This window comes from Streptomyces sp. NPDC007164, from assembly GCF_040634135.1.
Classification (GTDB): domain Bacteria; phylum Actinomycetota; class Actinomycetes; order Streptomycetales; family Streptomycetaceae; genus Streptomyces; species Streptomyces sanglieri.
Window position 1 is genome coordinate 115,330 of the sequence record NZ_JBEYFB010000019.1, and the last position, 23,047, is coordinate 138,376.

The window sequence follows — 23,047 nt, forward strand, 5'->3', positions numbered from 1 at the left end:
AGGTGCACCCGGCCCCGCCCGTTGTGGGGGTGGATCAGTCGGTCAGCTGGACGGCCCGCAGGCCGGTGGCGCTCTTGGAGTTGTTGGCGATGGCGGCGCCCCACTCCGACCAGCCGCGTGCCCGGCCGTCGTTGTCGCTGTCGTTGACGACGAAGCCGAGTCCGATGGACGCGGTGGGCTTGCCGGCGAGGCCGAGCGAGGCCCACGGCACGGTCACCGTGTAGTGGGTGGTGGTGCCGTCACGGGTGATCTGCGCGGTGGCGCCGGGGGTCGGTCCTGCGGACTGGCCGGAGGGCGCCCGCCAGGTGTAGACCTGCGGCTTGCCGCCCACGAGCGAGGCGCCGATCTCGACGTACTGCTTGCTGCGGCCGGGCACCTCGGGGGTGACGGCGAACTGGATGCTGTCGCCCTGCCACATGTTCTCGGCGGTGGTGGCGGGCTGTGCCAGTACGTTGTCCGTGATCGCGCCCTTGAGCACGAGTCCGGCGTCGGTGTACTGGGGCCGGACGGCGCCGGACAGGTCGGCCGCGCCGTTGTAGCCGCCCGTGTACTTCACCGAGCCGTCGCCGATGACGTCGATGGGCGTGGTGGTGTCGGTGCCGGCCGGCTGGACGGCACCCCAGCCGTTCCAGGCGCCCACGGCGGTCCTGGCGCCGTCGGGGGTGTTGATGTAGGCGGCGGTCCAGTAGCGCTTCCACTGCTTGATGTTGCGCGCGTCCACGGTGTACGAGGCGCTGGACTGGGCGCCGACCTTGATCGGTCCGTCGACGGTGCCCCGGTCCAGGTAGGTGTCGCCCGAGTTCACCTGCCAGTCCAGCTTGGTGAGTTCGAGCGGGTCGCGCGCCCGGTTGTTGGTGACGGTGACCTTCAGCGCGGCGGCGAACGGGGCCGCCTTCTTCACCACCGGGTCGAAGGTGACCTGGGTGGGAGGCACCACCTCGGTGTCGGAGGTGAGGCGGGCGAGGTTCAGCGGCCCGAGTCCGACGGTGCCGCTGACCGTGCGCGGGCCGGTGAGGGCCGAGGTGGGCAGCTGGATGTTCTGGCGGACGACCTTGCCGGGCTTCGCGGTGACCCGGTACTTCTCGCCGGCGACCCGGAAGTCGTAGCGCAGCGGCAGCGTCCGGCCTTTGGTGCCGTCCACCTGGAGCACCGCGTCGACGGTCTCCTCCGTGTTGGAGTGCTGCGGCAGCCGGAGGGAGAACACGGGGCCGCTGACGGTCTTGACCGCGGACACCGCGCCCTTGATGTACAGCACCTTGCCGTCGATGCCGAGCTGCACCTTGCCGCCGACCGGGAGGTAGGTCTTCTCGTGGCCCAGCTGGTCGGTGACGGTGACCGGGCCGCTCGCCGAGAGTTCGGCCGTGCCCGGGGTCGCGGCCGTGGTGTACAGGGCCCGGACCGTGTCGTTCCCGGTGCCGAAGCGGTACGAACGGACGTCGGCGGAACCCGCGTCGTCACGGCCGGCGTAGGCGCGGCCCGCGAGCTGCCGGATCAGCACGCCCTCGGTGACCACGGACGGCTTGGGCTGCCAGGCCTTGACCTCCGCGGTGGGGCGCTTGAAGGCGCCGAAGTTGTGTTCCTTGTTGGTGGCGTCGGTGCCGTCGTTGGTGAGGTCGTACCAGTAGTAGCGGTTGACGCCCGAGGCGAACGAGAAGATCTGAGCGCGCGGCACGTACGCGGCCTGCTGGGCCGGGGTGACGCCGTCGCTGTGGGTCGGGTAGCCGTTCTCGGTGATCCACAGCGGGTAGTTCTTGCCGCCCGCCGCGTCCAGATCGGCGCGTACCTGCGGCAGCTTCTCCAGCGCGGTCTCGGGCGGGGCGGGGTAGCCGTAGTGGTGAACGCTGAGCGCGTTCATGTACTTCAGGCCGCCGATCGCGTACAGCCGCTTCAGCCATTCGGTCTGGAGGCCGGCCAGGCCGCCGCCGACGACGACGGCGTCCGGGACCTTGGCGTGCACCTTGCCGTAGCTGGCCTGGAGCAGCTTGAGGTAGCAGTCGGCGGTGATGCCGCAGGTGCCGTTGTTGAAGCCGGTCGAGTTGTACTCGTTGTAGATCTCGATTTCCTTCGAGGACTGCTGGTACTTCTCCACGGCGGCGGCCGTGAATTTCCCGTACGCATCAAGGGCCGCGTCGGAGGCCGGGGTGCGGTTGGCGTCGTAATTGGGGTTCCGGTAGCCGGAGATGGGCAGGGCGGTCAGCCCCTGCGACTTGGCGTACGGGATGTGCTGGTCGGTGGAGTAGTTGCTCCAGGTGTAGGTGCCGGGGGTCTTCTCGATGGCGCCCCAGTTGATGTCGGAGCGGATGCCGTGCATGCCCATCAGCTTGACCGAGCGCAGCAGCTTCTGGTCGTCGCCGTCGTTCCATCCGTAGTGGATGCCGGTGCCGAAGCGGGTGTCCTGCTGTTCCTTGCCGGTCAGCGCGGTCAGTACGCCGAAGTTGGCGGTACGGGTGGTGGTGCCGGCGGTCGCCGTGAGCGTGTAGTAGCCGCTGCCGAGCTTGGTGACGTCGACGGTGGCCGAGCCGCCGGCGACCGGCGCGGTGCCGGACGCGACGGTCAGGCCCTGGTCGTCGATGGCCTTCCAGGCCACCGAGGCCTGGTCGGAGCTCAGGGTGATCTTCGCCTGTCCCTTGACGAAGATCAGGTCGGGCGAGGTGACGGTGAGGGTACCGGCCGCGTGGGCGGCCGGGGCCGTGCCGGGCAACGGAGCCGCCACCAGCAGACAGCCGAGCAGGGCAGCGGCACTGCCCCATGCGGCGGGCCGCCGGGAGCGACCCCTTATTCTGGCCGGAACCAGAGGACCTGGCCGGATCGTACCGTTCTGTTCCATCGAGGCAACCTCTCGATCGGATCGACGCGGTGCGTTTCGGTGGTTCCCGGGTGGAGGTGTGCTCCGTCGGCTGTACCCCGGCGGAGCACACCGGCCCGTGTGCCGTCGGCGCGCACCGCTGCCGCCGTCGGCCGGCGCGGACGGGGGTCCGCGCCGGTGCCCGGGTCGTGCCTCATCCCTTGAGGCCGGTGAAGCCTCCCCCGCCGCGGACGATCTGCCGCTGGAAAATCAGGAACAGGACGACCGGGGGCAGGATGGCGAGCAGCATCCCGGCGATGAGCAGCGACTGTTCCGCCGTTTCCGCGAGGCGCGGCAGTGCGGCGGAGATGGGCTGCTTCTCGGTGTCCGGGATGACGATCAGCGGCCAGAGGAAGTCCTTCCAGGAGTTCATGACCGTCAGCAGGGTCACCACCGCGAGGATCGGCTTCGACATGGGCAGCACGATCCGGCGGAAGATGGTGAACGGCCCCGCCCCGTCGACCTTGGCGGCCTCGAAGAGTTCGCGCGGGATGCCGTCGAAGAACTTCATCACGATCAGCACGGTGAAGGCGCTGGCCGCGTGCGGCAGCCAGACGCCCCAGGGGCTGTTGGCCAGCGAGATGCCGAGGCCCGGCAGGTCGAGCACGGTGAGGTAGAGCGCGACCAGGGAGATGGAGCCGGGGATGAACAGGGTGGCGAGCACCAGCCATCGCACGGGCGTCGCCCACTTGGGGCGCAGTACGGACAGTACGTAGCCGCCGGTGGTGGCGACGACGAGGTGCGCGACGACCGAGCCGGTGACCAGGACCACGGTGTTCCAGAGGTACTGGCCGACCTGGAGTTCGTTCCAGGCGCGGGAGAGGTTGTCCCACTGCGCGTGGTCGGGCCAGAGCGCCAGCGGATCGCGCAGCAGCTCCTGGGTCGGTGAGACGGCGCCCTTGAACGTCCAGTAGAGGGGCGCCGCTCCGAAGGCGAGCAGCAGCAGGAGCGAGAGGGTCTGCACGGAGCGGAGCGAGAGGCGTACGGAGGTCCGTCGCCGGTCGGCGCCGGAGATCAGTCCGCGTGCGCTCTCCTCGGAGCGGCCGGCCCGGCGGGTGCGAAGGGGGGTCTGTACGGCCATCAGTTGCTCCAGCTCCTCGTCGCCCGCAGATAGATCGCCGAGAGCACGCCGAGCACGAGGGCCAGCATCACGCTGAGCGCGGTCGCGGCTCCGAAGTCGCCGTTCTGGAAGGCGTAGTTGTAGATCAGCATCAGGATGGTGAGGGTGGAGTCCTCCGGGCCGCCGTCCGTCATCACGAAGGGTTCGGTGAAGATCTGGAGCGTGCCGATGATCTGGAGCAGCAGCATGATCAGGATGACGCCGCGCAGCGACGGCAGGGTGATGTGCCAGATCCGGCGCCAGATGCCCGCGGCGTCGATCTCGGCGGCCTCGTACAGTTCGGTCGGTACGGAGCCGAGTGCCGCCAGATAGATGATGACCGTGGAGCCGAAGCCGGCCCAGGTCGCTTCCAGCACGATCGACAGCATGGCGGTGTCGGTGGACTGGAGCCATGGGTACGGGCCGAGGCCCACATGGGCCAGCAGCTGGTTGAACAGTCCGGCGTCCGGGTCGTAGAACACCTTCCACAGCAGGACCGACACGACCGGCGGGATCGCCACCGGAAGGTAGGCGAGGATGCGGAACAGTGTGCCGCCGCGCCGCAGTTCGGAGATGAGCACGGCGAGGAAGAGCGGCACCGGGAAGCCGATCACCAGGGCGAGCACGGCGAACAGGGCGGTGTTCTTGACGGCCGTCCACAGCAGCGGGTCGTCCAGCACGTGCTTGAAGTTGTCCAGGCCCACCCAGGTGGCGGGGTCGACCAGATTGGTCTGCTGGAAACTGAGCTGCACGCTCTGGACGATCGGCCACCAGGAGAAATAGGCGAAGCACAGCACCATCGGCAGGCCGAACAGGATGGTGGTGACGCCTCCTTGCCTGACCCAGCGGACGAGGCGCTCCGCCGGGCCGCCGCGGTGCGGGGAAGCGGTGCGCGGCGGCCCGTCGGGGGTCCGCGGCTGGTCCGCGGAGGGGTCGACGGAACGTTGTTTCTTCGTCCGGTCCTTCTGGGTGCGGTTCCCGGCGGGCGCCGCAGGCGCTTGTGACCTGCTCATTGACGTCTCCTCGCCTCTCCTCGTGCTGTGCTCACTGCCTGATGTCCGGACGCTCCGCTGCCGGAAGGGGTGCTGGTGCCGCAAGGGGCACTAGTTCTGCGCCCGCTCCACCTGGGACTTGACCTGTGCCGCGGCCTTCTTCAGCTGCTCCGCCGGGTCGGCGTCCTGGCGGGTCAGTACGGCCTGCACGGCGCTGTCGAGGGCCTTGTAGACGTTCTGCGCCTCGACGGGCGGCTCGATGAGCAGCTTGTACTCGCCGAGCGTGCTGCTGTACGGGGCGAAGTTCCCGACCGGCACATTGGCCTGCTTGTTGACCACGGCATCGACCGGGCCGGCGATGGCGGGCTTGTAGAACGGGACGCTCGGTACACCGATGACGGCGCCGTCCTTCTTCTTGGCCACCGCGTCCTTCTCGGCGAGGGCCACGTCGTACTTGGTGGAGAGGTAGTAGAAGTCGATGAACTTCGCCGCGGCCTCGCGCTGCTGCGCGGTGGCCCTGGGACTGATCACCGCGATGGTGCCGCCGGCCAGGGTCCGCTTGTTGCCGCCGTCGACGGGCATCGCACCGAGGCCGATGGTCTTCGGGTCGCCCTTGTACTGCTGGACGTAGTGGCCGACCATGCTGGGTCCGGCGATCGTCATGCCGATCTTCCCGGCGGAGAAGTCCTTCTCCATGTCGGTGATGTTGCGCAGCTGGTTCTTGCCCATCGAGTCGTCCGTCCAGCGCATGTCCTTCAGCGCCTTCAGCGACTTCTCCGCGCCGCTGCCGGAACGGTCGAAGGTGTTGGCCCACTTGCCGCCGGACTGCTCCTGCATGCTGTCGCCGAAGGAGTACGCCATGGCGGTGAGCATCCAGCCACCCGCGTTCTCCTTGGTCATCTGCGCGTATCCGGTGGCACCGGTCTTCTCACTGATCGCCTTGGCCGCCGTACGGACCTCCGGCCAGGTGACCGGCGGTTTGTCCGGGTCGAGTCCGGCCTTCTCGAACAGGTCCCGGTTGTAGACCAGGCCGAGGGCGTACTCCTCGGTCGGGATGCCGTAGAGCTTGCCGTCCACGCCCTTCGCGGCACCGAGCGCGACCTCGTTGAAGTCCTCGCTGTGCTTGAGCGCCTTGTAGTCGCCGGTGAGATCGGCGATCTGCCTGCGCTTGATCAGGCCCGACATCTCGGTCAGCGGCACCCGTACGATCGTCTCCAGGCTGCCGCCGCCGACCTTGGTCTGGAAGCTCTGCTGGTCGTACTGGTACTCGTTCGTCTTGATCTTGATCTTGGGGTTGGCCTTCTCGAATTCCGCCACCCGCGCCTCGAACGTCTTGAGGGCGGCCGCGTTGGTGGCGGGCGGGCGCCCGGAGACGGTGATCGTCACCGTGCCGTCGCCCGCCGCGTCACTGCCGGAACCGGAACATGAGGCAAGCACGCAGACGAGCGCACCCGCGGTGACGCCCGTCAGGGCGATGCGCAGGGAGGGTCTCATCGGGGACTCCATTCAGGGGCAGACCGGAAACCGGCTGGAAAGCGTTTTCCAGCCGGGGTCACCTTGCACCGCCCGATATCGCCGCGTCAATGGGTTTGATGCGGGCTTCTGGCCCGGAGCCCAACGTATGCCTCTTGCCGCAGCGTAGACGTCGGCTTAGCCTCTGGAAAACGTTTCCCAAGCGTTTTCCGAAGATCGTCGGTCCGACGATCGCGAGCTGGAGGACATCCCGTGCACCCTGCCTGGTCGGCCGCCGAGTACGATCGCGCCCTGCTGCGAGCGGCCCTCGCCGAGGGCGATCGCTGCTGGGACGCCGAGGCGAACCTGCTGCGGGTCGAAGCCCCGTACAACCCCATCCACACCAACATCAAGGGCGGCCCCGCGCACCCCACCCGCAACTCCCTGCACTACGCCCTGCTGCTGCTGGAGCGGGGCGGCGAGGGCGACGCCGAGCGCGCCCACTCGGTGATCCTGCGGATCGCCGGGCTTCAGGACCGGTCGTCGGAGAACGCCACCTACGGGATCTGGGGCTACTACGCCGAGGAGCCGGCGGCGGAGATGGTCCCGGCCGACTGGAACTGGGCGGACTTCCTCGGCATCGCGCTGCTGCTGGTGCACGCCCGCCACGGCGACACCCTGCCGGCCGGGGTGCGCCACGAACTGCGGGAGTCGCTGCGGCACGCGGCCGCCTCGATCGTCCGCCGGAATGTGCATCTGACGTACACCAACGTCGCCGTCATGGGCACTTTCGTGACGCTCGCCGCCGGGAAACTCCTGGACGACGAGGAGCTGTTCGCGTACGGCAAGGACCGGATGGTGCGGCTCACCCGGGCCATCGACAGCACCGGCAGCTTCACCGAGTTCAACAGCCCGTCCTACTGGGGCGTCGTGCTCCAGACCCTGACCCTGATCAGGGAGCACGTCGACGACGAGGAGGTACTGGAGCTCAACGACCGGCTGCATGACCGGCTCTGGCTGCACTTCCTGGCCCGCTGGCACCCGCCGACCCGTCAGCTCTCCGGCCCGATGGCCCGCTGCTACAGCAACGACCTGGGGGTGCCGCCGTTCCTGGCGAAGGCGGTGCGCGGGGAGCTCGGCGCGCCGGTGCCCAGCCCGGTCCGGGGCGAGATGGCGACCGGGGTGGAGTCCTGCGTGGACTACCGGATGCCCGACTGGGTGCTGCCCCGGCTGCGGGAGCTGGAGGGCGAGCGCGAGCACCGGGAGCTGTTCACCGAGACCCCGTCCCCGGAGACGGGCACCACCTGGCTGGACGCGGTCACCACCCTGGGCAGTGTGAACCACCAGGACACCTGGCTGCAGCGGCGTCCGCTGTTCGGCCACTGGGTCCGTCCGGACGGAACCTCCGGGCATCTGCACGTCCATCTGATGAAGGACGACGGGGCGGAGGACTTCGACTTCGCCTCGGGCGTGCTCTCGACCGTGCAGAGCGGTCCGCATGTGGCCTGGCTGGCGGGGTTCGCCTGCCCGGCGGGCGACCGGCACCACCACCTCGACATGATCGAGCCGGGCGACCGGTTCCGGGCGCGGTCGCTGCGCCTGGTCGTGGACGCGATCGGCGCACCGCCCGTGGCGGAACCCTGCGCGGTCGACGGCGGCGTCGAACTCGACCTGGGTACGGCCCGGCTGGACTTCAGGCTGGCCGGCGGTGCGTTCGGCGGCCGTACGCCGACGGCCCGGCTGGTGCCGCGCGCCGACGGGGTGCGGATCGAGGTGGTGCTGTTCGAGAGCGCGACCCCGGCCGAGCTGGACTGGGCGGAGCTCGGCGACACCTTCGCGGCCGGGACCCTGTCCCTCGTGGCGGGCGGCGCGCGGCAGGGCGCGGAGCCCACGCCGGATCCCGAGGTGGCCGCGGACGCGGATCACGCCGAGGTCCGCTGGACGACCCCGCAGGGGCACCGGCTCACCGTGCGCGGCGGCCGGTCCGTCGTCTCCCGTGAGGAGCACGCCGCGCTGCACTCCGCGACGCTGGACGGGGCGGCGCCGCCGTCGCCCCGTCTCTCGGATTCACTGCTCGTTCCGTAACGCACCGATCGCGGCCGGCCGCGGGGCAGTCCGCGGCCGGCCGGAGGTCACCGGCGCACGAACTTCACCGCGTCGGCGTGCACGCACCCGGTGCCGCTCGCGGTGAGGGAGACGGCGGCGCCGGTGCCCTCGGCGTACGGCCGGGTGCCGAGGGAGGTCCAGCCGGAGCTGCCGGTGCGTTCGTCGAGGGTGCTCGTGGTCACTGTGCCGTTGTTGTCGAGTGCGACCCGGGCGGCGGGGTCACCGCCGGGCGTGGCCGTCTTGCGGAGGAAGACCTCGTACGTTCCGGCGGAGCGGAGGCGGGGCCGCCAGGTCGCCGTGGCACCGGCGTCGCAGGCGTATGTCATCGGCGAGTCCTTCGTCCAGCCGGAGAGCGAACTGGCCGACCATGTACCGGAGGTGGAGTAGCCGTAGGCGGCGGGGCCGTCGTTGTCGACGTAGTAGTCCCGCTGCCAGTAGCGGACGTAGTCGAACTGCATCGCGGACGGCAGCCTGGTCGCGTCCGGCACGGTCCCGTAGGCGATGGAGGTGAGCCAGACGGCGGTGTAGTCGTGCGTCCACTGATCGGGGGTGTAGCCGGCGGTGTACTTCAGTGCGCCGTCGAGGTAGAACTTCACACCGCTCTCGGACCAGTCGATCCCGTAGGTGTGCCACTGCCGCAGGTCGAGGCCGCTGTCGTAGGTGCCGGAGCCGTAGTGCACCGGGCCGGTGGAGCCCGACCCCTTCCAGCTGTGCACGTTGTGGGCGAGCTTGGCGGGGTTGACCGAGTCGATCTCGAAGCCGTCGACCTCGGTGCGCTGGTCTGCGGGGAACGTGGTGCTGCCGTCGCCGCCCATCAGCCAGAACGAGGAGTGCCAGCCGCCGCCGTCGTTGATCCTGGCGCGGGTCTCGTAGTAGCCGTAGCGCAGCCGCTGCTTGCTGACCACTCCGCCGCCGGTGAAGTCCTTGCCGGCGTAGGTCTCCTTCTTCAGGTTGATGCTGAGGCTGCCGCCCGACTCGGTGACGTTCTCCTTGCGCTGCGCGCTGTAGCCCTTCACATCGGTGCGGAAGCTCCACTTTCCGGTGTCGACGGCGGTGCCGTTGAACTCGTCGCCGAAGGCGAGCGTCCAGCCGCCGCCGGGCGGGGACGCCTCGGCCGCCGTGGCCTGCGGGGCGATACCGCCGGCCAGGGCCAGCAGCCCGGCGGCCACAACGGCGAGCGTGCGCGGGGTGCGGGTCGCTCTCTTCATGCCGTACTCCTTCGTCGTCCAACAATCCAGTTGCCTTGCTACGCACTCAACTTGTGCAACTCGGATGCGCAATGCAGGAAGAGTGTCCACATGTTGAGGGCGCGTCAAGACTTCGCGCAGCCCGTTCCGCAGATTTGGTTCCACTGAAGAGTTGATTCAGCCGCCATTCATGAGTGACATTCCCGCATGTTGCATCTCAGATTCGCTGAGCGCACGTGGCATCCGGTCAATGTGTCGCACCGACCACGCTCGGTGGCGCCGTCGCCGGTCGGCTCGGCCGGGCCCAAGGACGCCATGCCGGGACGGGCCCTCTCGACGCTCTGTGTGCCGGCTCCCGCGACCCGAGACGTTCCATCCACACGGTGGACGGAACATCGACGGCTCGCCGTCGCGGGAGTTCCCGGCCGGCCCGGCGATCAGCCGTACGAGGAGCGGGGACGGGCCGAGTGCGGTATTCCGGAAGCATGGCTTCCCCGCGGTTCCTGGAGTCGATCCGTGAGTCCCGACGGCGCAGGAACGCGCTCGTGGCGACGCCGTTCGCGCTGATCGCCGCCGTCACCGTGGTCGATGTCACCGCGCCGCCGGAGGTCCATCTCGGTCCGTTCCTGGTGGCGGCGCCCGCGCTGGCCGCCTCCTTCGCCGGGCCGCGCATGACCGCCTTCGTCGGCGTGGTCGCCGTGCTCACGCAGTCGTTGGTGGCGGTCGCACGTGCCAGTCTCAACGATCTCAATCACACCTACCAGATCATCTCGCTGGTCCTCATCTCCGCCTTCGTCACCTTCTTCGCCCATCTGAGAGTCCGCAACGAGCGGGCCGTGACCCAGCTGCGTTCGGTGGCCGAGGCCGCGCAGCGCGTGGTACTGCGTCCGCTGCCCGCGCGGAGCGGCCCGCTGCGCATCTCCTCGGTCTATCTGGCCGCGGAGGCGGAGGCGCAGATCGGCGGCGACCTCTACGCCGCCGCCCGCACCATGGGAGGCACCCGGCTGATCATCGGTGATGTGCGCGGCAAGGGGCTCGCCGCGATCGGTGAGGCGGCGAGCGTGCTGGGTGCCTTCCACGCGCTTTCCCGCCAGCGGTGGCCGCTGCCCGAACTCGTGGCCCATCTGGAGACGAGCATCGCACCGGACCCCGACGAAGCCGACGCCGCCCACGCGGGCGCGGACGGGGACGGGGACGGGGAGGACGATCCGGACCTCGCGGAGTCGTTCGTCACCGCGGCCGTGCTCGACATCCCCGACGACGCCGCCGAGATCCACCTGGTCAGCTGCGGTCATCCGCCGCCGCTCCTGCTGCGGGCAGGCGAGGTGATCCCGCTCGATGTGCGCACGCCCGCCCCGCCGCTCGGTCTGGCGCGCCTGGTGATCACCGAGCACACGGCGGAGACGTTCGGCTTCGAGGCCGGTGACACCCTGCTCCTGTACACCGACGGCGTGATCGAGTCCCGGGACCGGTCGGGGCACTTCTATCCGCTGCGGGAACGGGCCGCCTCGCGGTTCGGTACGGGCCCCGAAGCGCTGCTGGAGTCCTTGTGCGCCGACCTGTTGCACCACGCGGGCGGTCGCCTGGGGGACGATGCGGCGCTGGTCGCCATCGAGCGCCTGCCGGCCTCCGGATGATGCTCCCGGCCGCCGGGTGCGCCGCGCCGTCAGTTCTGCCCGGTGCCCAGGCGGCGTGACACGGAGCGCAGCCAGGGGTGACGTTCGTGGAGTTGCGCGGAGCGCCGGTCGAGCTCCTTGCCCAGGCGTTCCGTGCGCTTGTCGATGTCGAGCTCGTCGAGGATCCGGTCGATCTCGGCGAGCAGCGCCCCGTGCAGCTGCCACTGCCGGGGATGTTCCTGGACGTTTTCGAGCAGCAGACCGGCCACCCGGTCCCTGGTCGCGCGGCTGACGGCGAGTGCGTCGGCCAGCCCGGCCTCGGCCTCTTCGGCGTTCTCCGCGAGCGGGGTGGTGATCAGCTCGGAGAAGCTCTCGACGGCGTCGGCCAGCTGCCCGAAGAGCTCGGTCAGGGATTCGGCCACGTCGGCGGGGAACAGCGTTTCGTCGGTGCGGGCCTTCGCCAGGTCGGTCAGGGTGCGCGACAGGACCCGCAGCACCACGGCGCAGATCTCCAGGGTGTCCAGACCGGTGCGGAGCACGACCCGGTAGAGCAGTCCCTGCCGGACCCGCGGATTGAGCGTGAGGCTGTCCTCCGCCTGCCGCAGCGAGGCGTCGACCTCCACGATGTCGTGGTCGAGGCGCCGGGCCGCGTGGAGCCGGTCGGCCGCCCGCTCGACGGAGATGTGCCCGCCCACGTCCGCTCCCGTCGCGCGGAGCATCGCGCCCATCTCACGGGCCAGACCGTCGATGGAGGCGCCCGCGGGCTGCACCCACACGGGAGGCGCCAGGAGCAGGTTGAAGAGCAGCCCCACTCCCGCGCCGATCAGGGTCTCCAGCACCCGGTCCCAGGCGGTCGAGGCGACCTGTGAGACACCGAGCACGAGCATCGCGCTGATCGCGACCTCGGGGACGAACTCGCCGACGCGCACCAGCCGCCCGATGATCAGCGAGGCGAAGATCGTCAGCCCGAGGCTCCACCAGTTGAGGCCCACCAGCGCGGTGAACGCGCTGGCGATGAGCACCCCGACCACGACGGAGTTCACCCGGCGGATCCCCGTGGTGAGGGTCGCGTAGAGGGTGACCTGTACGACGAGGAGCGCGGTGAGCGGGGCCGTGAGCGGTGCGGGATGGGGCAGGGCCCACACCGCCACGGCATAGGCGATGACGGCGGCCGCCGTGGAGCGCAGGGTCTGCGCCCCGACGGGCTCGGTCGTCCGCCGGACGAGCTCGATCACGGGTGCGGATACTCGTGCCATTTCCTTCCCATGCCCGCCCGTGCGCGGCACGGGCGCCCCGGCCCGGCGACACCCTCCGTACGGAGGACGCCGTCCGCCGGGGTCAGGGGGCGAGGGTGCCGAGCAGTTCCTCGACCGCGGGGGTGGACCGCATCTCGTCGGCCAGGCGGCCGGCCCGGGCCCGGAACGACGGCTCCTTGAGGATCAGCTCGGTGGCCGCGCGGAGGTCCCGTACGTCGTCGGGGCCCAGCACCGCCGGCTCGTCCACCGGGGCGCCGGTCGGAGTGATCGCCATCCCCGCTCCCGCGTCGGACACCAGCCGGGCGTTCACCGGCTGGTCGGCGAAGAGGGGGATGCAGACCAGTGGGACGCCGGCCGCCAGGGCGCCGAAGACCGTCCCGGATCCGCCGTGGCAGACCACGAGGGACGCACGCCGCAGGACGTCCGCCTGCGGCACCCACTGCTCCACGCGGACATGGGGCGGCAGCGGACCGAGGTCCGCCGCCTCGACGAGGTGCCCCGTGGTGAGCAGTACCCGCACCGGCAGTTCGCTCACCGCCTCGACGAGCGCCCGGTACAGGCCGACCGCGGTCGGCATGGCACCCGCCTCGGTGCCCAGGGTGAGGTTGACCAGTGGCTGCTCCGATCCGCCCCACCGGTCCGGCGGCGCGCCCGGCCGAAGGGTCTCGTGGTAGCGGTGGGTCGCGGCGTACTGCGAGGGGTCCAGGGAGGCCGGGAGTCGGGTCAGGTACGGGGTGGCGAGGAGCCGTTCCGTGATGCCGGTTCCGTACGGCTGGAACACGGGGGTCATCAGGGAGTCGGTGGACCGGATGAACCGCGCGGCCGAGACCGCGACCCGGAGCCGCGGGATCCCGTGCCGCTCGGCGGCCACCACCGAAGCGAACTCGTACGCCTCGTGCACGACGAGGTCGGGCCGCCAGTCGCGGCACGCCTCCTCCAGCGCGGGAAGCATCGCGGCGATCCCGAGCCGGCCGAACACCTCCGTGACCATCGTCGAGACACCGTCCTCCGAGGGCAGCGCCAGCACGCGCGCCTTGGTCCTGCCGAGCTCCTCCTCGGGTGGCTCCCCGCCGATGCGGTACGGCTGCTTCCGGGACGCCAATAACGACTCCAGTGCCGGTGGGGCGACGACGAGGACGTCGTCGCCCCGTGCCGTGCACGCGTCGATGAGGGGAACAAGTGGGTGAAAGTGGCCCGATCCGCGGGTCGAGGCGAAAAGTACACGCATGGGACAGAGCCTAGGGATGTTCATCTGCCGCCCACAGGACAGCTTTCCGCCTGATTTCGGCGCGATCCCGGCGTCTGTCCGATGTTTGCCGCCGCGGTCTCCGGGGGCGCCCCGCAGACCGCGCCGCCCGTTGTCACACCCCTGTGCCAGGCTCTCCCACAGACGTCGTCAGGGCGTCCTCACCCTCTCGGGACCAGCCGCAGCCACGAGCTGCCGAAGGAGCGCTCACCATGTCCGGCACCGACGCCGTCCGTACGTCACTGGCAGCCATCGCATCGCTTCTCGCTCCGGCCCATCCGGCCGTCGGTGAGCGGGTGTTGCTCGCCCACGACGACCCCGAGCGCTATGTGATCACGCATGCGGCCCAGCTGGCGGACCGGGGCATCGACAGGCCCGTGCCGAACCTCGCCCGGACCGCGCTCGTCGACGCCCTGGGTGAGCATCGGCTGCTCGCGGAGTGCGACTGGAAGGAGCAGCCCACGGAGATACGGGCCCGGTTGGAGAAGCTGGCATCCCGGCCGTCCGTGGACCCCTGGGTGTTGTTCGGGGCCCGCGACATGCGTCTGCGGACGGCCGCGTTCCTGGAGGCCTGCGGTCGCCACTACCGCGACGTCGGCGCGACGCTCGCCGTGCTCGACACCGATTCGGACTGCTACCCGGTGGTGTGTCTGCGTGCCGCGAGGGCCGGGGAGCTGACCGCACTCGCCGGCCCCGCGGGCGTCGCCGTACGGATCCTCGGAGCCTGAGCCGCCCCGTATCCGCTTCCCTCCGTGCGGTTCCTGACCCGTTCGCCCGCCGCGCGCCGCCCCGGTCGGCTCAGGCGCCGCGGGCCCGGGCGGCGAGCACGGCGGCCAGGATGCCGGGCACGAGCAGCAGCCCGAAGGCGGCGGCGTAGCCGACGTGGTCGTTCGAGCCGCCGCTCAGGAAGGCGTTGAAGACGGCGGAGGCGACGCCCAGGACCAGGATCTGGCCCAGGTTCTGGTTGGTCTGCATCGCGCTGCTGGCGTAGCCCTGCCGGCCGGTCGGGGCGTGGGCCAGGGACAGCACGGTGAGTGACGGGGCGAGCAGCCCCATGCCGATCGCCGCGACGACCATCGACGACGCGGCGGTGACCGCCGGCGCCCCGGGCAGCGACCCGACGGCGGCGATCACGATCGCCACCACCTGCACCAACGCCCCCACCACGACCAGACGGTGACGTGGCGTCCGTTCCGGCAGACGGCCCTGCACCCAGGAGGAGGCGGCCCACGCCACGGCGGCTCCGGTGAAGGCCAGACCCGTCACGACGGGGGCCACGTCGCGGTCGGTGACCAGCATCAGCGGCACGAATGCCTCCAGCGTGAAGAACACGCCCGAACTCAGCCCGCGCAGCAGCACGGTGGCGGGCAGTCCGTGCGCGGCACGCCAGGTGCCGGCCGGCAGCAGCCGGGAGGCGAACAGCACCATCAGCGCGAGTCCCGACACCGCGAACAGCAGATGACGCGTGTCCCAGCCCGATACCCCGTACTGGCCCAGCGCCGCACCCACGCTCACCGCCACCGCGACCGTCAGGGCGGGGCGCGGGGTCTTCTCCTCGGACAGCGCGGGCGCGGCCTTCCAGGAACGGCCGTTCAGCAGGGCCACGACCGCCAGCGCCGGAAGCGCCGTCAGAACCGCCAGGCCGTAGAACACCGCACGCCAGGACCACCACTCGGCGACCAGCCCCGCCATCGGGGGGCCGACGAGCGACGGAATGATCCAGCAGGCGCTCATCAGCGCCAGGGCGCGCGGCTGAAGCCGCTCGGGATACGCCTGGCCGATCGCGGTGTTGATCGCCACCGCGACCATCCCGCCCGCCACGCCGTCCACGAAGCGCCCGGCGGCCAGTTGCCAGATCGAGGTGCTGCAGGCCGAGACCAGCAGGGTGACCACGGCCAGCACCATGCCCGCCGCCAGCGGACGGTTGGCCCCCGCACGGTCCGCCCAGTGACCGCCCAGCACCCCGCCCAGCAGACTCGCGGCCACGAAACAGCCCGCCACCAGCGGGAAGAGCGACACCCCGTCCAGATCTCGGGCGGCCGTCGGGAGTGTGGGCACCACCGCCAGTGCGGCGAGGCCGGTCAGGAACATCACCGCGGCGAAGCCGGAGGTGGCCGCCGCGTACGTCCGGGAGAAGATGCCGTCGGCGTCCTCGGACCGTAAGGGCGGCAGATCCGCGGCCTTCGTACGTTTGCCGCCGTCCGGCGCGGCCGGCTCCGTGAACGTCGTGTGCGGGTCACGCGATGAGCTCTTCGGGGCGTCAGTCACAGGCGCACAAGCTATGTCTGCCACAGGACCGCGTGCCACTCGTTTTCCGCACATCGCCACCCCGGGGGAAGGGGCCGGCGCCACCGACGGTTTGCCGGAGCGGCAACAACGCTCGCGTGGCCCCGGCATCCGTCGCATGATCGGGACCACGCATCGGATCCGCGCGAGGGATCGCGGTCCGCGCAACAGATCGAAGGGTCGGGAGGATCCATGTCGCAGCCCGCCCGGATCACGGACCAAAGGCACCGTACGGTCCCCTCTCCCGCCGGCCGGATCCATCTGGTGGAGCAGGGCGTCGGGCCGCTGGTGCTGCTGGTGCACGGGTTTCCGGAATCCTGGTACTCCTGGCGCCGCCAGCTGCCGGTGCTGGCCGCCGCGGGGTTCCGGGCGGTCGCCATCGACGTGCGGGGCTACGGGCGTTCCTCCAGGCCCGAGTCCGTCGACGCGTACCGGATGCTCGACCTGATCGAGGACAACGTCGCCGTGGTGCACGCGCTCGGCGAGGAGACCGCGGTGATCGTCGGGCACGACTGGGGCTCGGCGATCGCCGCCGACTCGGCCCTCGTCAGGCCGGACGTCTTCCGCGCGGTGGGTCTGCTGAGCGTTCCCTACGCGCCGCCGGGCGGGCCACGCCCCAGCGAGGTCTTCGCGGGGATGGGCGGGGACGAGGAGTTCTACGTCTCCTACTTCCAGGAGCCCGGCCGGGCCGAGGCCGAGATCGAGCCGGACGTCCGGGGCTGGCTCGCGGGCGTCTACGCCGCGCTGTCCGCCGACACCATGCCCGCACCGGACGCACCCGACCCGCACTTCGTACGGCTCGGCGGAACGATGCGTGAGCGGTTCCCCGCCGGCCGGCTGCCCGCCTGGCTCAGCGAGGACGAACTGGACTTCTACGCCGCGGAGTTCGAGCGCACCGGAATGAGCGGGGCGCTGAACCGCTACCGGAACATGGACCGGGACTGGACGGACCTCACGGATTTCCACGGCGCGCCCATCACCCGGCCCGCCCTGTTCATCGGCGGCGGCCTCGATGCCTCGACCACCTGGATGTCCGGGGCGATCGAGGCGTACCCGAGGACCCTGCCCGCGCTGGATTCCTCACACATCCTGGACGGCACCGGTCACTGGATCCAGCAGGAACGCAGCGAGGAGGTCAACGGCATCCTGACCGGCTGGCTCGGCTCCCTGCCCCGCTGAGACCGGCGCGGTCGCGGGGCGGTCGCGGGACGGCGGCCGGGAAGCGGACCGGAGCGCCGGGGAAGGGGGCCGACCCTCGGGGAGTCGGGGCGCAGCCGGGCCACTGCCCGTACTTCGATCCTCGCTCCGGACCGCGTGGTTCGCATCCCGGTGCGAGGCCGTCGGGAGATCCAGCGGTTCCGGGTCAGCTCCCGGCGGGTTCGGGCGTCGGGGCGGCTTCCGGTGCGGGCCGGTCCCGGGCCTGCGCGGCGGCTCCGCGTCCGGGCAGGAAGAACGCGATGACGAAGGCCATGAGGGCGGCGCCCGCTCCGATCGCCATGACCGTGCGGAAGCCGTTCTGCGACGGCACGGTGAGCGGACCGAAGCCGGTGGTCATCTGGGCGAGGACCACGCCCGCCACCGCGCTGGCGGCCGAGGTGCCGATGGCCCGGGTGAGGGTGTTGAAGCTGTTGGCGGCAGCGGTCTCGGAGACGGGTACCGCGGCCATGATCAGTGCGGGCATGGCCCCGTAGGCAAGGCCGATCCCGGCCCCGGTCACGGCCGAGACCAGCACCAGCTGCCAGATCGCGGACATCAGAACGATGCTCAGCAGGTACCCGGCGGCGACCACCACGGCACCGGTCATCAGCGTCACCTTCGGCCCCCTGGTCCGGGAGATGCGTGCCGACAGCGGAGCGACCGCCATCATGACCAGCCCGGACGGTCCCATGACCAGGCCCACGGTCAGCAGCGAGGCCCCCAGGCCGTACCCGGTGGACTCCGGGAGCTGGAGCACCTGGGGCAGTACGAGCGACATCGCGAACATCGCGAAGCCGAAGACGGCCGAGGCGATGTTCGTGAGCAGCACCTGACGCCGGACGGTGGTACGCAGGTCGACCAGCGGCTCGCGGGTCCGCAGTTCCCACCGGCCCCACAGACCCAGGACGACGACCGAGGCGCCGATCAGCCCCAGGGTCCGCGCACTGCCCCAGCCCCATGTGGCGCCCTTGGAGATCGCGAGCAGCAGACACACCAGGGCCGCGGAGAGCCCGAGGGCACCCACCAGGTCGAACCGTCCGCCGCTGCGGACCGCCGATTCGGGCACCAGCACCAGGACGAACGCCGTGGCGAGCGCGCCCATCCCGCCCGAGACCCAGAACAGCACGTGCCAGTCGACCCGCTCGGCGAGGAACGCGGCCGCGGGCAGACCGAGGGCGCCCCCGATCCCCAGCGAGGCCCCCATCAGCGCGATCGCCGAGCCGAGCCGCTCGGCGGGCAGTTCGTCGCGCATGATGCTGATGCCCAGGGGGATGACCCCGGCGGCGAGCCCCTGGAGGGTCCGGCCGGCGACCATCGGCGCGGGGCCGTCGCTGAGTGCGGCGACCACCGAACCGGCCACCAGCAGGAGGAGGCTGACCAGCAGCATGCGGCGCTTGCCGTACATGTCGCCGAGCCGGCCCATCACCGGGGTGGCGACCGCGCCCGCGAGCAGCGTGGCGGTGATCGCCCAGGTCGCGTCCGAGGCGGAGGCGTGCAGCAGCCGGGGCAGCTCGGGCACCAGCGGAATCATGATCGTCTGCATCAGGGAGACGACGATTCCGGCGAGGGCGAGCACGGCGACCAGACTGTTCGTCGCCTTCGGCCGGGCCTCCGGGGGCCTGCTTCCGGCCTGGGGCTGGGCGCTGGATATCACGGAGACCTCCGTTGTGGTCATGCGTTCGGGCAGACGGCGACGCAGATTTAAGTCAGTGGCTTGACGTAAGTCAGCAGTACGCGTTCATTGCTCACGCGGCTGCCGGCGAGCGGAGGGAGACCCACGATGAGTCAGGAGGGCCGGCGGGGCGACACTGCGGTGCCCAGGGGCCCGGGGGCGGGCCCGCCGACCGCGGGAGGGGGCACCGCACGGCGCATCGGCAGGATGGCCGGGACGCCGGCGGCCGACCGCCGGCACCGGGCGGAACCGGCCTCCGACCGCTCGTCGGTGCGCATCGCGGTGGGAGTGTTCCCGCGCTTCGGTCCCGGTCTCCGTGCGACCTGTCGTTCGGAGGGGAACGCATTCGACGACGCCGAGGACATGATGCCGGACCGCAGCCCCGACCCCCGTCCCTGCCCGGGCCACGGCCGCGACGCCGGGACGAGCCGGCCGCGCGGACCCCGGGCCGGGTGGTGACGGTGGCGACCAGAGCGGCCCCGCCCGGCCGGTCCGGGGCGACCCGGGAGCTGATCCTCAGCGTCGCGGAGCGGATGTTCGCCGAGCACGGCCTGCACGCGGTGTCCAACCGCCGGATCAGCGAGGTCGCCGGGCAGGGCAACAATGCGGCCGTCGGCTACCACTTCGGCACCAAGACGGACCTGCTCCGGGCGATCATCCGCAAGCACGCCGGCCGGATCGGCGAACTGCGCGAGGCCATGCTGACGCGGACCGGCGACTCACGGAACGTACGGGACTGGGTGGCCTGCCTGGTGTATCCCGGCACCGATCACCTGGCCGAGCTGAACTCCCCCACCTGGTACGCCCGGTTCGTCGCCCAGGTGATGACCGATCCGGTGCTGCGCGAGGTCATGGTCGACGAGACGTTCGGGCCGTCGGTCCAGAAGTCCCTCGACGGGCTCAACCGGTGCCTGCCCGATCTGCCGCTGCCGGTCCGGATCGACCGGGGGGACATGGCGCTCCAGTTGATGGTGCACATGCTGGCCGAGCGCGAACGCTCGCTCGGGGACAGCACTCAGGTCACCCACTCCGGCTGGCCCGCGTACGCCACCGTGCTCGTGGACGCGATCAGCGGGCTCTGGACCGCCCCGGTGACGCCCGGCCGTTGAAGACGCGGAACCGGCCGGTGGGCCGCGCCCCGGCCGTGCGGGGCGCGGCCCACCGTGAAGTGTCCGCCGTGCTGGAGCCGTCGGTGCGGATTCACCGACGGCGGGGGTTCACAGCGTCCGTTCGAGGCGGTCGGCCATCAGCCTGACGAAGCGTGACGGGTCGCCCAGTTCGCCGCCCTCGGCGAGCAGCGCCAGATCGTGGAGCAGCTCGGCCGTCTCCTGGAGTCCGGTGCCGTCGGTCTCGCCGCGTTCGGCGTGTGCCCGGTTGAGGCCGCTGACCAGCGGGTGCTCCGGGTTGAGTTCGAGGATGCGCTTGACCTGGGGAATCTCCTGGCCCATGGCCCGGTACATGTTCTCCAGGGCCGGTGTCGCGTCGTGCGCGTCCGAGACGATGCAGGCCGGCGAGACGGTGAGGCGGGAGGAGAGACGTACCTCCTTGACGGTGTCGCTCAGCCGGTCCGTCATCCAGCCGAGCAGATCCGCGTACTCCTGCCGGCGGCCCTCGCGTTCGGTCGCCGCCTCCTTCTTCTCCTCCTCGGTCCCGAGGTCGACCTCGCCCTTGGCGACGGACCGCAGCTTCTTGCCGTCGAACTCCGGCTCGGCCTCGACCCACACCTCGTCGACGGGGTCGGTCAGCAGCAGCACCTCGACGCCCTTGGCCCGGAACGCCTCCATGTGCGGGGAGTTCTCGACGGCCTGACGGGACTCGCCCGTCAGATAGAAGATGTGCTCCTGGCCGTCCTTCATCCGCTCCACGTACTGCCGCAGCGTGGTCGGCTCGTCCTTGTCGTGGGTCGTGGCGAAGGACGAGACGCCGAGGATGGCCTCGCGGTTCTCGAAGTCGCTCAGCAGTCCTTCCTTGAGGACTCGCCCGAACTCCCGCCAGAACGTGGCGTACCGCTCCGGCTCGGCGGACATCATGTCCTTGACCGTCGACAGGACCTTCTTCGCCAGCCGCCGGTGCATCAGCTGGATCTGGCGGTCCTGCTGGAGGATCTCGCGCGACACGTTGAGCGACAGGTCCTGCGCGTCGACGACACCCTTGACGAAGCGCAGGTACGGCGGCATCAGCGCTTCGCAGTCGTCCATGATGAAGACGCGCTTCACATAGAGCTGGATGCCGCGCCGGTACCCCTGCATGAACAGGTCCTGGGGCGCGTGCGACGGGATGAAGAGCAGCGCCTGGTACTCGAAGGTGCCCTCCGCCTGAAGGCGGATGGTCTCCAGAGGGGCGCTCCAGTCGTGGCTGATGTGCTTGTACAGCTCGTGGTACTCGTCGTCGGTGACCTCGTCGCGCGAGCGTGCCCACAGGGCCTTCATCGAGTTGAGCGTCTCGGGCTCGCGCGGGGCATCGTCGGCCCCTTCCTCGCCGTCCGTGCCCGCAGCGGCCTCGGGAACCATCCGGACGGGCCAGGTGATGAAGTCCGAGTAGCGCTTGACGATCTCCCTGATCTTCCACGGGGAGACGTAGTCGTGGAGCTGGTCGTCGGTGTCCTCCGGCTTGAGGTGGAGCGTGACGGAGGTTCCCTGGGGAGCGCTGTCGACCGTCTCGATCGTGTACGTGCCCTCGCCGGACGACGTCCACCGGGTGCCCCGGCTCTCGCCCGCGCGCCGGGTCAGCAGCGTGACCTCGTCGGCGACCATGAAGCTGGAGTAGAACCCGACGCCGAACTGGCCGATCAGCCCGTCGGCCGCGGCGTTCTCCTCGGCCTCCTTGAGCTCCCGCAGGAACTTCGCGGTGCCCGAGTTCGCGATGGTCCCGATGAGCTGGACCACTTCGTCGTGAGACATCCCGATGCCGTTGTCCCGCACGGTCAGGGTGCGGGACTGCCGGTCGGTCTCGATGGCGATGTGGAGGTCTGACACGTCGGCGCCGAGCGAGTCGTCGCGCAGGGCTTCGAGGCGCAGCTTGTCGAGCGCGTCGGAGGAGTTGGAGACGAGTTCACGCAGGAACACGTCCTTGTTCGAGTAGATCGAGTGGATCATCATCTGCAGAAGCTGGCGCGCTTCCACCTGAAACTCGAACGTCTCAGTGGGCATATCCGTGATTCCTTCTCAGGTCCGCGGTCGTGGATCTGGCCTGAGCACTTTAGATCAGCCGGTGATCACTCCGGGCCACTACCCCGAAGCCCACCGTTTCCACGGCCCTGCCCGGCGTCCGGCCGGGCCGCTGCCACCGCGTATCCGTCGGCCGTCCAGCCGCCGTCGCTGACCAGCACCTGGCCGGTGATGTTCGCGGACACGCCGGAGGACAGGAACAGGGCGAGATTGGCGATGTCCTGCGGGGTGCCGAGGCGGCCGCGCGGGGTGCGGCGGAGCAGCGCCCGGGTGTCCAGGCGCCCGGAGTCGGAGAGCCGGGTCAGCAGGTCGGTCTCGACGTATCCGGGTGCGAGCGCGTTGACCCGGATGCCGGACGGGGCCCACTCGACGGCCAGGACCTTGGTGAGTGCGGCGACGGCGGCCTTGGTCGCGCAGTACGCCGCGCGCTCGGGGCCGGCGGTCACCCCGTACATCGACGAGGTGGTGAGGATGACGCCTCCGTCGCCCTCGCGCATGATGCGGGCGGCGGCGCGCGCGCAGACGAAGACCCCGGTGAGATTGACGTCCAACGCGGTGTTCCAGCGGTCCAGTTCGAGATCCAGGGACGGCGCGTTGGCGGAGACACCGGCGTTGGCGACCATGACGGACAGCTCCCCCGTCCGGGCGGTGAACGCGGTGAGTGCGGCCGTCACCGCGTCCTGGTCGCTCACCGGGGCCGCGGCCGCCGCGATCACCCGGTCGGGGTGGCGCGCCGCCAGTGCCGGCCGCACCCGGTCCAGTTCGTCGCCGTCGATGTCGATCAGCAGCACATGGCATCCGGCGCGGGCGAAGGCGTCGGCCATCGCCAGGCCCAGGCCGCGGGCGGCGCCCGTGACGCATACGGAGCTGCCGCTCAGGTCGGGGTAGACCGCTGCTTCGGTCGTCATGTTCGGTTCCGTCACCAC

The 23,047-nt window shown here is 70.7% G+C and carries 16 protein-coding genes; 5 read left to right on the forward strand and 11 right to left on the reverse strand.

Translation table 11 applies throughout. The annotated features are described in order from the left end of the window. Nucleotides 1-34: 34 nt before the first annotated feature. From ABZ622_RS23595 to ABZ622_RS23610, 4 genes are all read right to left on the reverse strand, one after another. Nucleotides 35-2,827 (reverse strand): hypothetical protein, encoded by a 2,793-nt coding sequence (locus tag ABZ622_RS23595; RefSeq protein WP_360546180.1) that lies wholly within the window; start codon nucleotides 2,825-2,827, stop codon nucleotides 35-37. 172 nt (nucleotides 2,828-2,999) lie between these two features. After that, nucleotides 3,000-3,926 carry a carbohydrate ABC transporter permease gene (locus tag ABZ622_RS23600; RefSeq protein WP_360546182.1) on the reverse strand — a complete coding sequence of 309 codons (927 nt, stop codon included), beginning with the start codon at nucleotides 3,924-3,926 and terminating at the stop codon, nucleotides 3,000-3,002. Next, a complete protein-coding gene (locus ABZ622_RS23605) occupies nucleotides 3,926-4,957 on the reverse strand; it encodes a sugar ABC transporter permease (RefSeq protein WP_360546184.1) in 1,032 nt (343 codons plus the stop codon). The genes ABZ622_RS23600 and ABZ622_RS23605 overlap by 1 nt, the downstream gene beginning before the upstream one ends. Before the next feature lie 90 nt (nucleotides 4,958-5,047). Further along, nucleotides 5,048-6,430 (reverse strand): extracellular solute-binding protein, encoded by a 1,383-nt coding sequence (locus tag ABZ622_RS23610; protein ID WP_360546186.1) that lies wholly within the window; start codon nucleotides 6,428-6,430, stop codon nucleotides 5,048-5,050. 231 nt (nucleotides 6,431-6,661) lie between these two features. Between ABZ622_RS23610 and ABZ622_RS23615 the strand changes: the two genes are divergently transcribed. After that, complete coding sequence (locus ABZ622_RS23615; protein WP_360546188.1) at nucleotides 6,662-8,473, forward strand: hypothetical protein; 1,812 nt, start codon at nucleotides 6,662-6,664, stop codon at nucleotides 8,471-8,473. A gap of 47 nt (nucleotides 8,474-8,520) precedes the next feature. Here ABZ622_RS23615 and ABZ622_RS23620 read toward each other — a convergent pair whose 3' ends face one another. Continuing rightward, nucleotides 8,521-9,702: a glycoside hydrolase family 16 protein gene (locus ABZ622_RS23620; protein WP_360546190.1), complete on the reverse strand. Its 1,182-nt coding sequence runs from the start codon at nucleotides 9,700-9,702 to the stop codon at nucleotides 8,521-8,523. Between the two features lie 464 nt (nucleotides 9,703-10,166). On the opposite strand from ABZ622_RS23620, the gene ABZ622_RS23625 reads away from it, so the two are divergent. Next, the gene (locus ABZ622_RS23625; protein ID WP_360546192.1) at nucleotides 10,167-11,318 is read left to right on the forward strand and encodes a PP2C family protein-serine/threonine phosphatase; all 1,152 of its coding nucleotides are present in this window, start codon (nucleotides 10,167-10,169) and stop codon (nucleotides 11,316-11,318) included. Nucleotides 11,319-11,347: 29 nt separating this feature from the next. Here the strand turns inward: ABZ622_RS23625 and ABZ622_RS23630 are convergent, their stop codons facing one another. Continuing rightward, on the reverse strand, nucleotides 11,348-12,553 hold the full coding sequence (locus tag ABZ622_RS23630; RefSeq protein ID WP_360546194.1) for an aromatic acid exporter family protein: 1,206 nt from the start codon (nucleotides 12,551-12,553) through the stop codon (nucleotides 11,348-11,350). Nucleotides 12,554-12,635: 82 nt separating this feature from the next. Beyond that, a complete protein-coding gene (locus ABZ622_RS23635; RefSeq protein WP_360546196.1) occupies nucleotides 12,636-13,781 on the reverse strand; it encodes a glycosyltransferase in 1,146 nt (381 codons plus the stop codon). A 230-nt stretch (nucleotides 13,782-14,011) separates the two neighbouring features. Between ABZ622_RS23635 and ABZ622_RS23640 the strand changes: the two genes are divergently transcribed. After that, nucleotides 14,012-14,527: a hypothetical protein gene (locus tag ABZ622_RS23640; RefSeq protein WP_360546198.1), complete on the forward strand. Its 516-nt coding sequence runs from the start codon at nucleotides 14,012-14,014 to the stop codon at nucleotides 14,525-14,527. A gap of 70 nt (nucleotides 14,528-14,597) precedes the next feature. Here the strand turns inward: ABZ622_RS23640 and ABZ622_RS23645 are convergent, their stop codons facing one another. Beyond that, entirely contained in the window at nucleotides 14,598-15,971 is a 1,374-nt protein-coding gene (locus ABZ622_RS23645) for an MFS transporter (protein WP_360546233.1), read from the reverse strand. A gap of 306 nt (nucleotides 15,972-16,277) precedes the next feature. On the opposite strand from ABZ622_RS23645, the gene ABZ622_RS23650 reads away from it, so the two are divergent. Further along, nucleotides 16,278-17,264, forward strand: coding sequence for an alpha/beta hydrolase (locus ABZ622_RS23650; RefSeq protein WP_360546200.1), 987 nt, complete (start codon nucleotides 16,278-16,280; stop codon nucleotides 17,262-17,264). Between the two features lie 184 nt (nucleotides 17,265-17,448). Here the strand turns inward: ABZ622_RS23650 and ABZ622_RS23655 are convergent, their stop codons facing one another. After that, entirely contained in the window at nucleotides 17,449-18,957 is a 1,509-nt protein-coding gene (locus ABZ622_RS23655) for an MFS transporter (RefSeq protein ID WP_360546202.1), read from the reverse strand. A gap of 458 nt (nucleotides 18,958-19,415) precedes the next feature. On the opposite strand from ABZ622_RS23655, the gene ABZ622_RS23660 reads away from it, so the two are divergent. Continuing rightward, nucleotides 19,416-20,063 (forward strand): TetR/AcrR family transcriptional regulator, encoded by a 648-nt coding sequence (locus tag ABZ622_RS23660; RefSeq protein WP_360546204.1) that lies wholly within the window; start codon nucleotides 19,416-19,418, stop codon nucleotides 20,061-20,063. 108 nt (nucleotides 20,064-20,171) lie between these two features. Here the strand turns inward: ABZ622_RS23660 and htpG are convergent, their stop codons facing one another. Next, a complete protein-coding gene (htpG, locus tag ABZ622_RS23665) occupies nucleotides 20,172-22,103 on the reverse strand; it encodes a molecular chaperone HtpG (protein WP_360546207.1) in 1,932 nt (643 codons plus the stop codon). Between the two features lie 65 nt (nucleotides 22,104-22,168). Next, nucleotides 22,169-23,029 (reverse strand): SDR family NAD(P)-dependent oxidoreductase, encoded by an 861-nt coding sequence (locus tag ABZ622_RS23670; protein ID WP_360546209.1) that lies wholly within the window; start codon nucleotides 23,027-23,029, stop codon nucleotides 22,169-22,171. Nucleotides 23,030-23,047 lie beyond the last annotated feature (18 nt).

Coding starts and splice junctions, on each gene's coding strand:
- htpG (WP_360546207.1), bottom strand. CDS start 22,103: ATGCCCACTGAGACGTTCGAGTTTCAGGTGGAAGCGCGCCAGCTTCTG.
- ABZ622_RS23640 (WP_360546198.1), top strand. CDS start 14,012: ATGTCCGGCACCGACGCCGTCCGTACGTCACTGGCAGCCATCGCATCG.
- ABZ622_RS23625 (WP_360546192.1), top strand. CDS start 10,167: ATGGCTTCCCCGCGGTTCCTGGAGTCGATCCGTGAGTCCCGACGGCGC.
- ABZ622_RS23605 (WP_360546184.1), bottom strand. CDS start 4,957: ATGAGCAGGTCACAAGCGCCTGCGGCGCCCGCCGGGAACCGCACCCAG.
- ABZ622_RS23600 (WP_360546182.1), bottom strand. CDS start 3,926: ATGGCCGTACAGACCCCCCTTCGCACCCGCCGGGCCGGCCGCTCCGAG.
- ABZ622_RS23655 (WP_360546202.1), bottom strand. CDS start 18,957: ATGACCACAACGGAGGTCTCCGTGATATCCAGCGCCCAGCCCCAGGCC.
- ABZ622_RS23630 (WP_360546194.1), bottom strand. CDS start 12,553: ATGGCACGAGTATCCGCACCCGTGATCGAGCTCGTCCGGCGGACGACC.
- ABZ622_RS23650 (WP_360546200.1), top strand. CDS start 16,278: ATGTCGCAGCCCGCCCGGATCACGGACCAAAGGCACCGTACGGTCCCC.
- ABZ622_RS23635 (WP_360546196.1), bottom strand. CDS start 13,781: ATGCGTGTACTTTTCGCCTCGACCCGCGGATCGGGCCACTTTCACCCA.
- ABZ622_RS23670 (WP_360546209.1), bottom strand. CDS start 23,029: ATGACGACCGAAGCAGCGGTCTACCCCGACCTGAGCGGCAGCTCCGTA.
- ABZ622_RS23610 (WP_360546186.1), bottom strand. CDS start 6,430: ATGAGACCCTCCCTGCGCATCGCCCTGACGGGCGTCACCGCGGGTGCG.
- ABZ622_RS23620 (WP_360546190.1), bottom strand. CDS start 9,702: ATGAAGAGAGCGACCCGCACCCCGCGCACGCTCGCCGTTGTGGCCGCC.
- ABZ622_RS23595 (WP_360546180.1), bottom strand. CDS start 2,827: ATGGAACAGAACGGTACGATCCGGCCAGGTCCTCTGGTTCCGGCCAGA.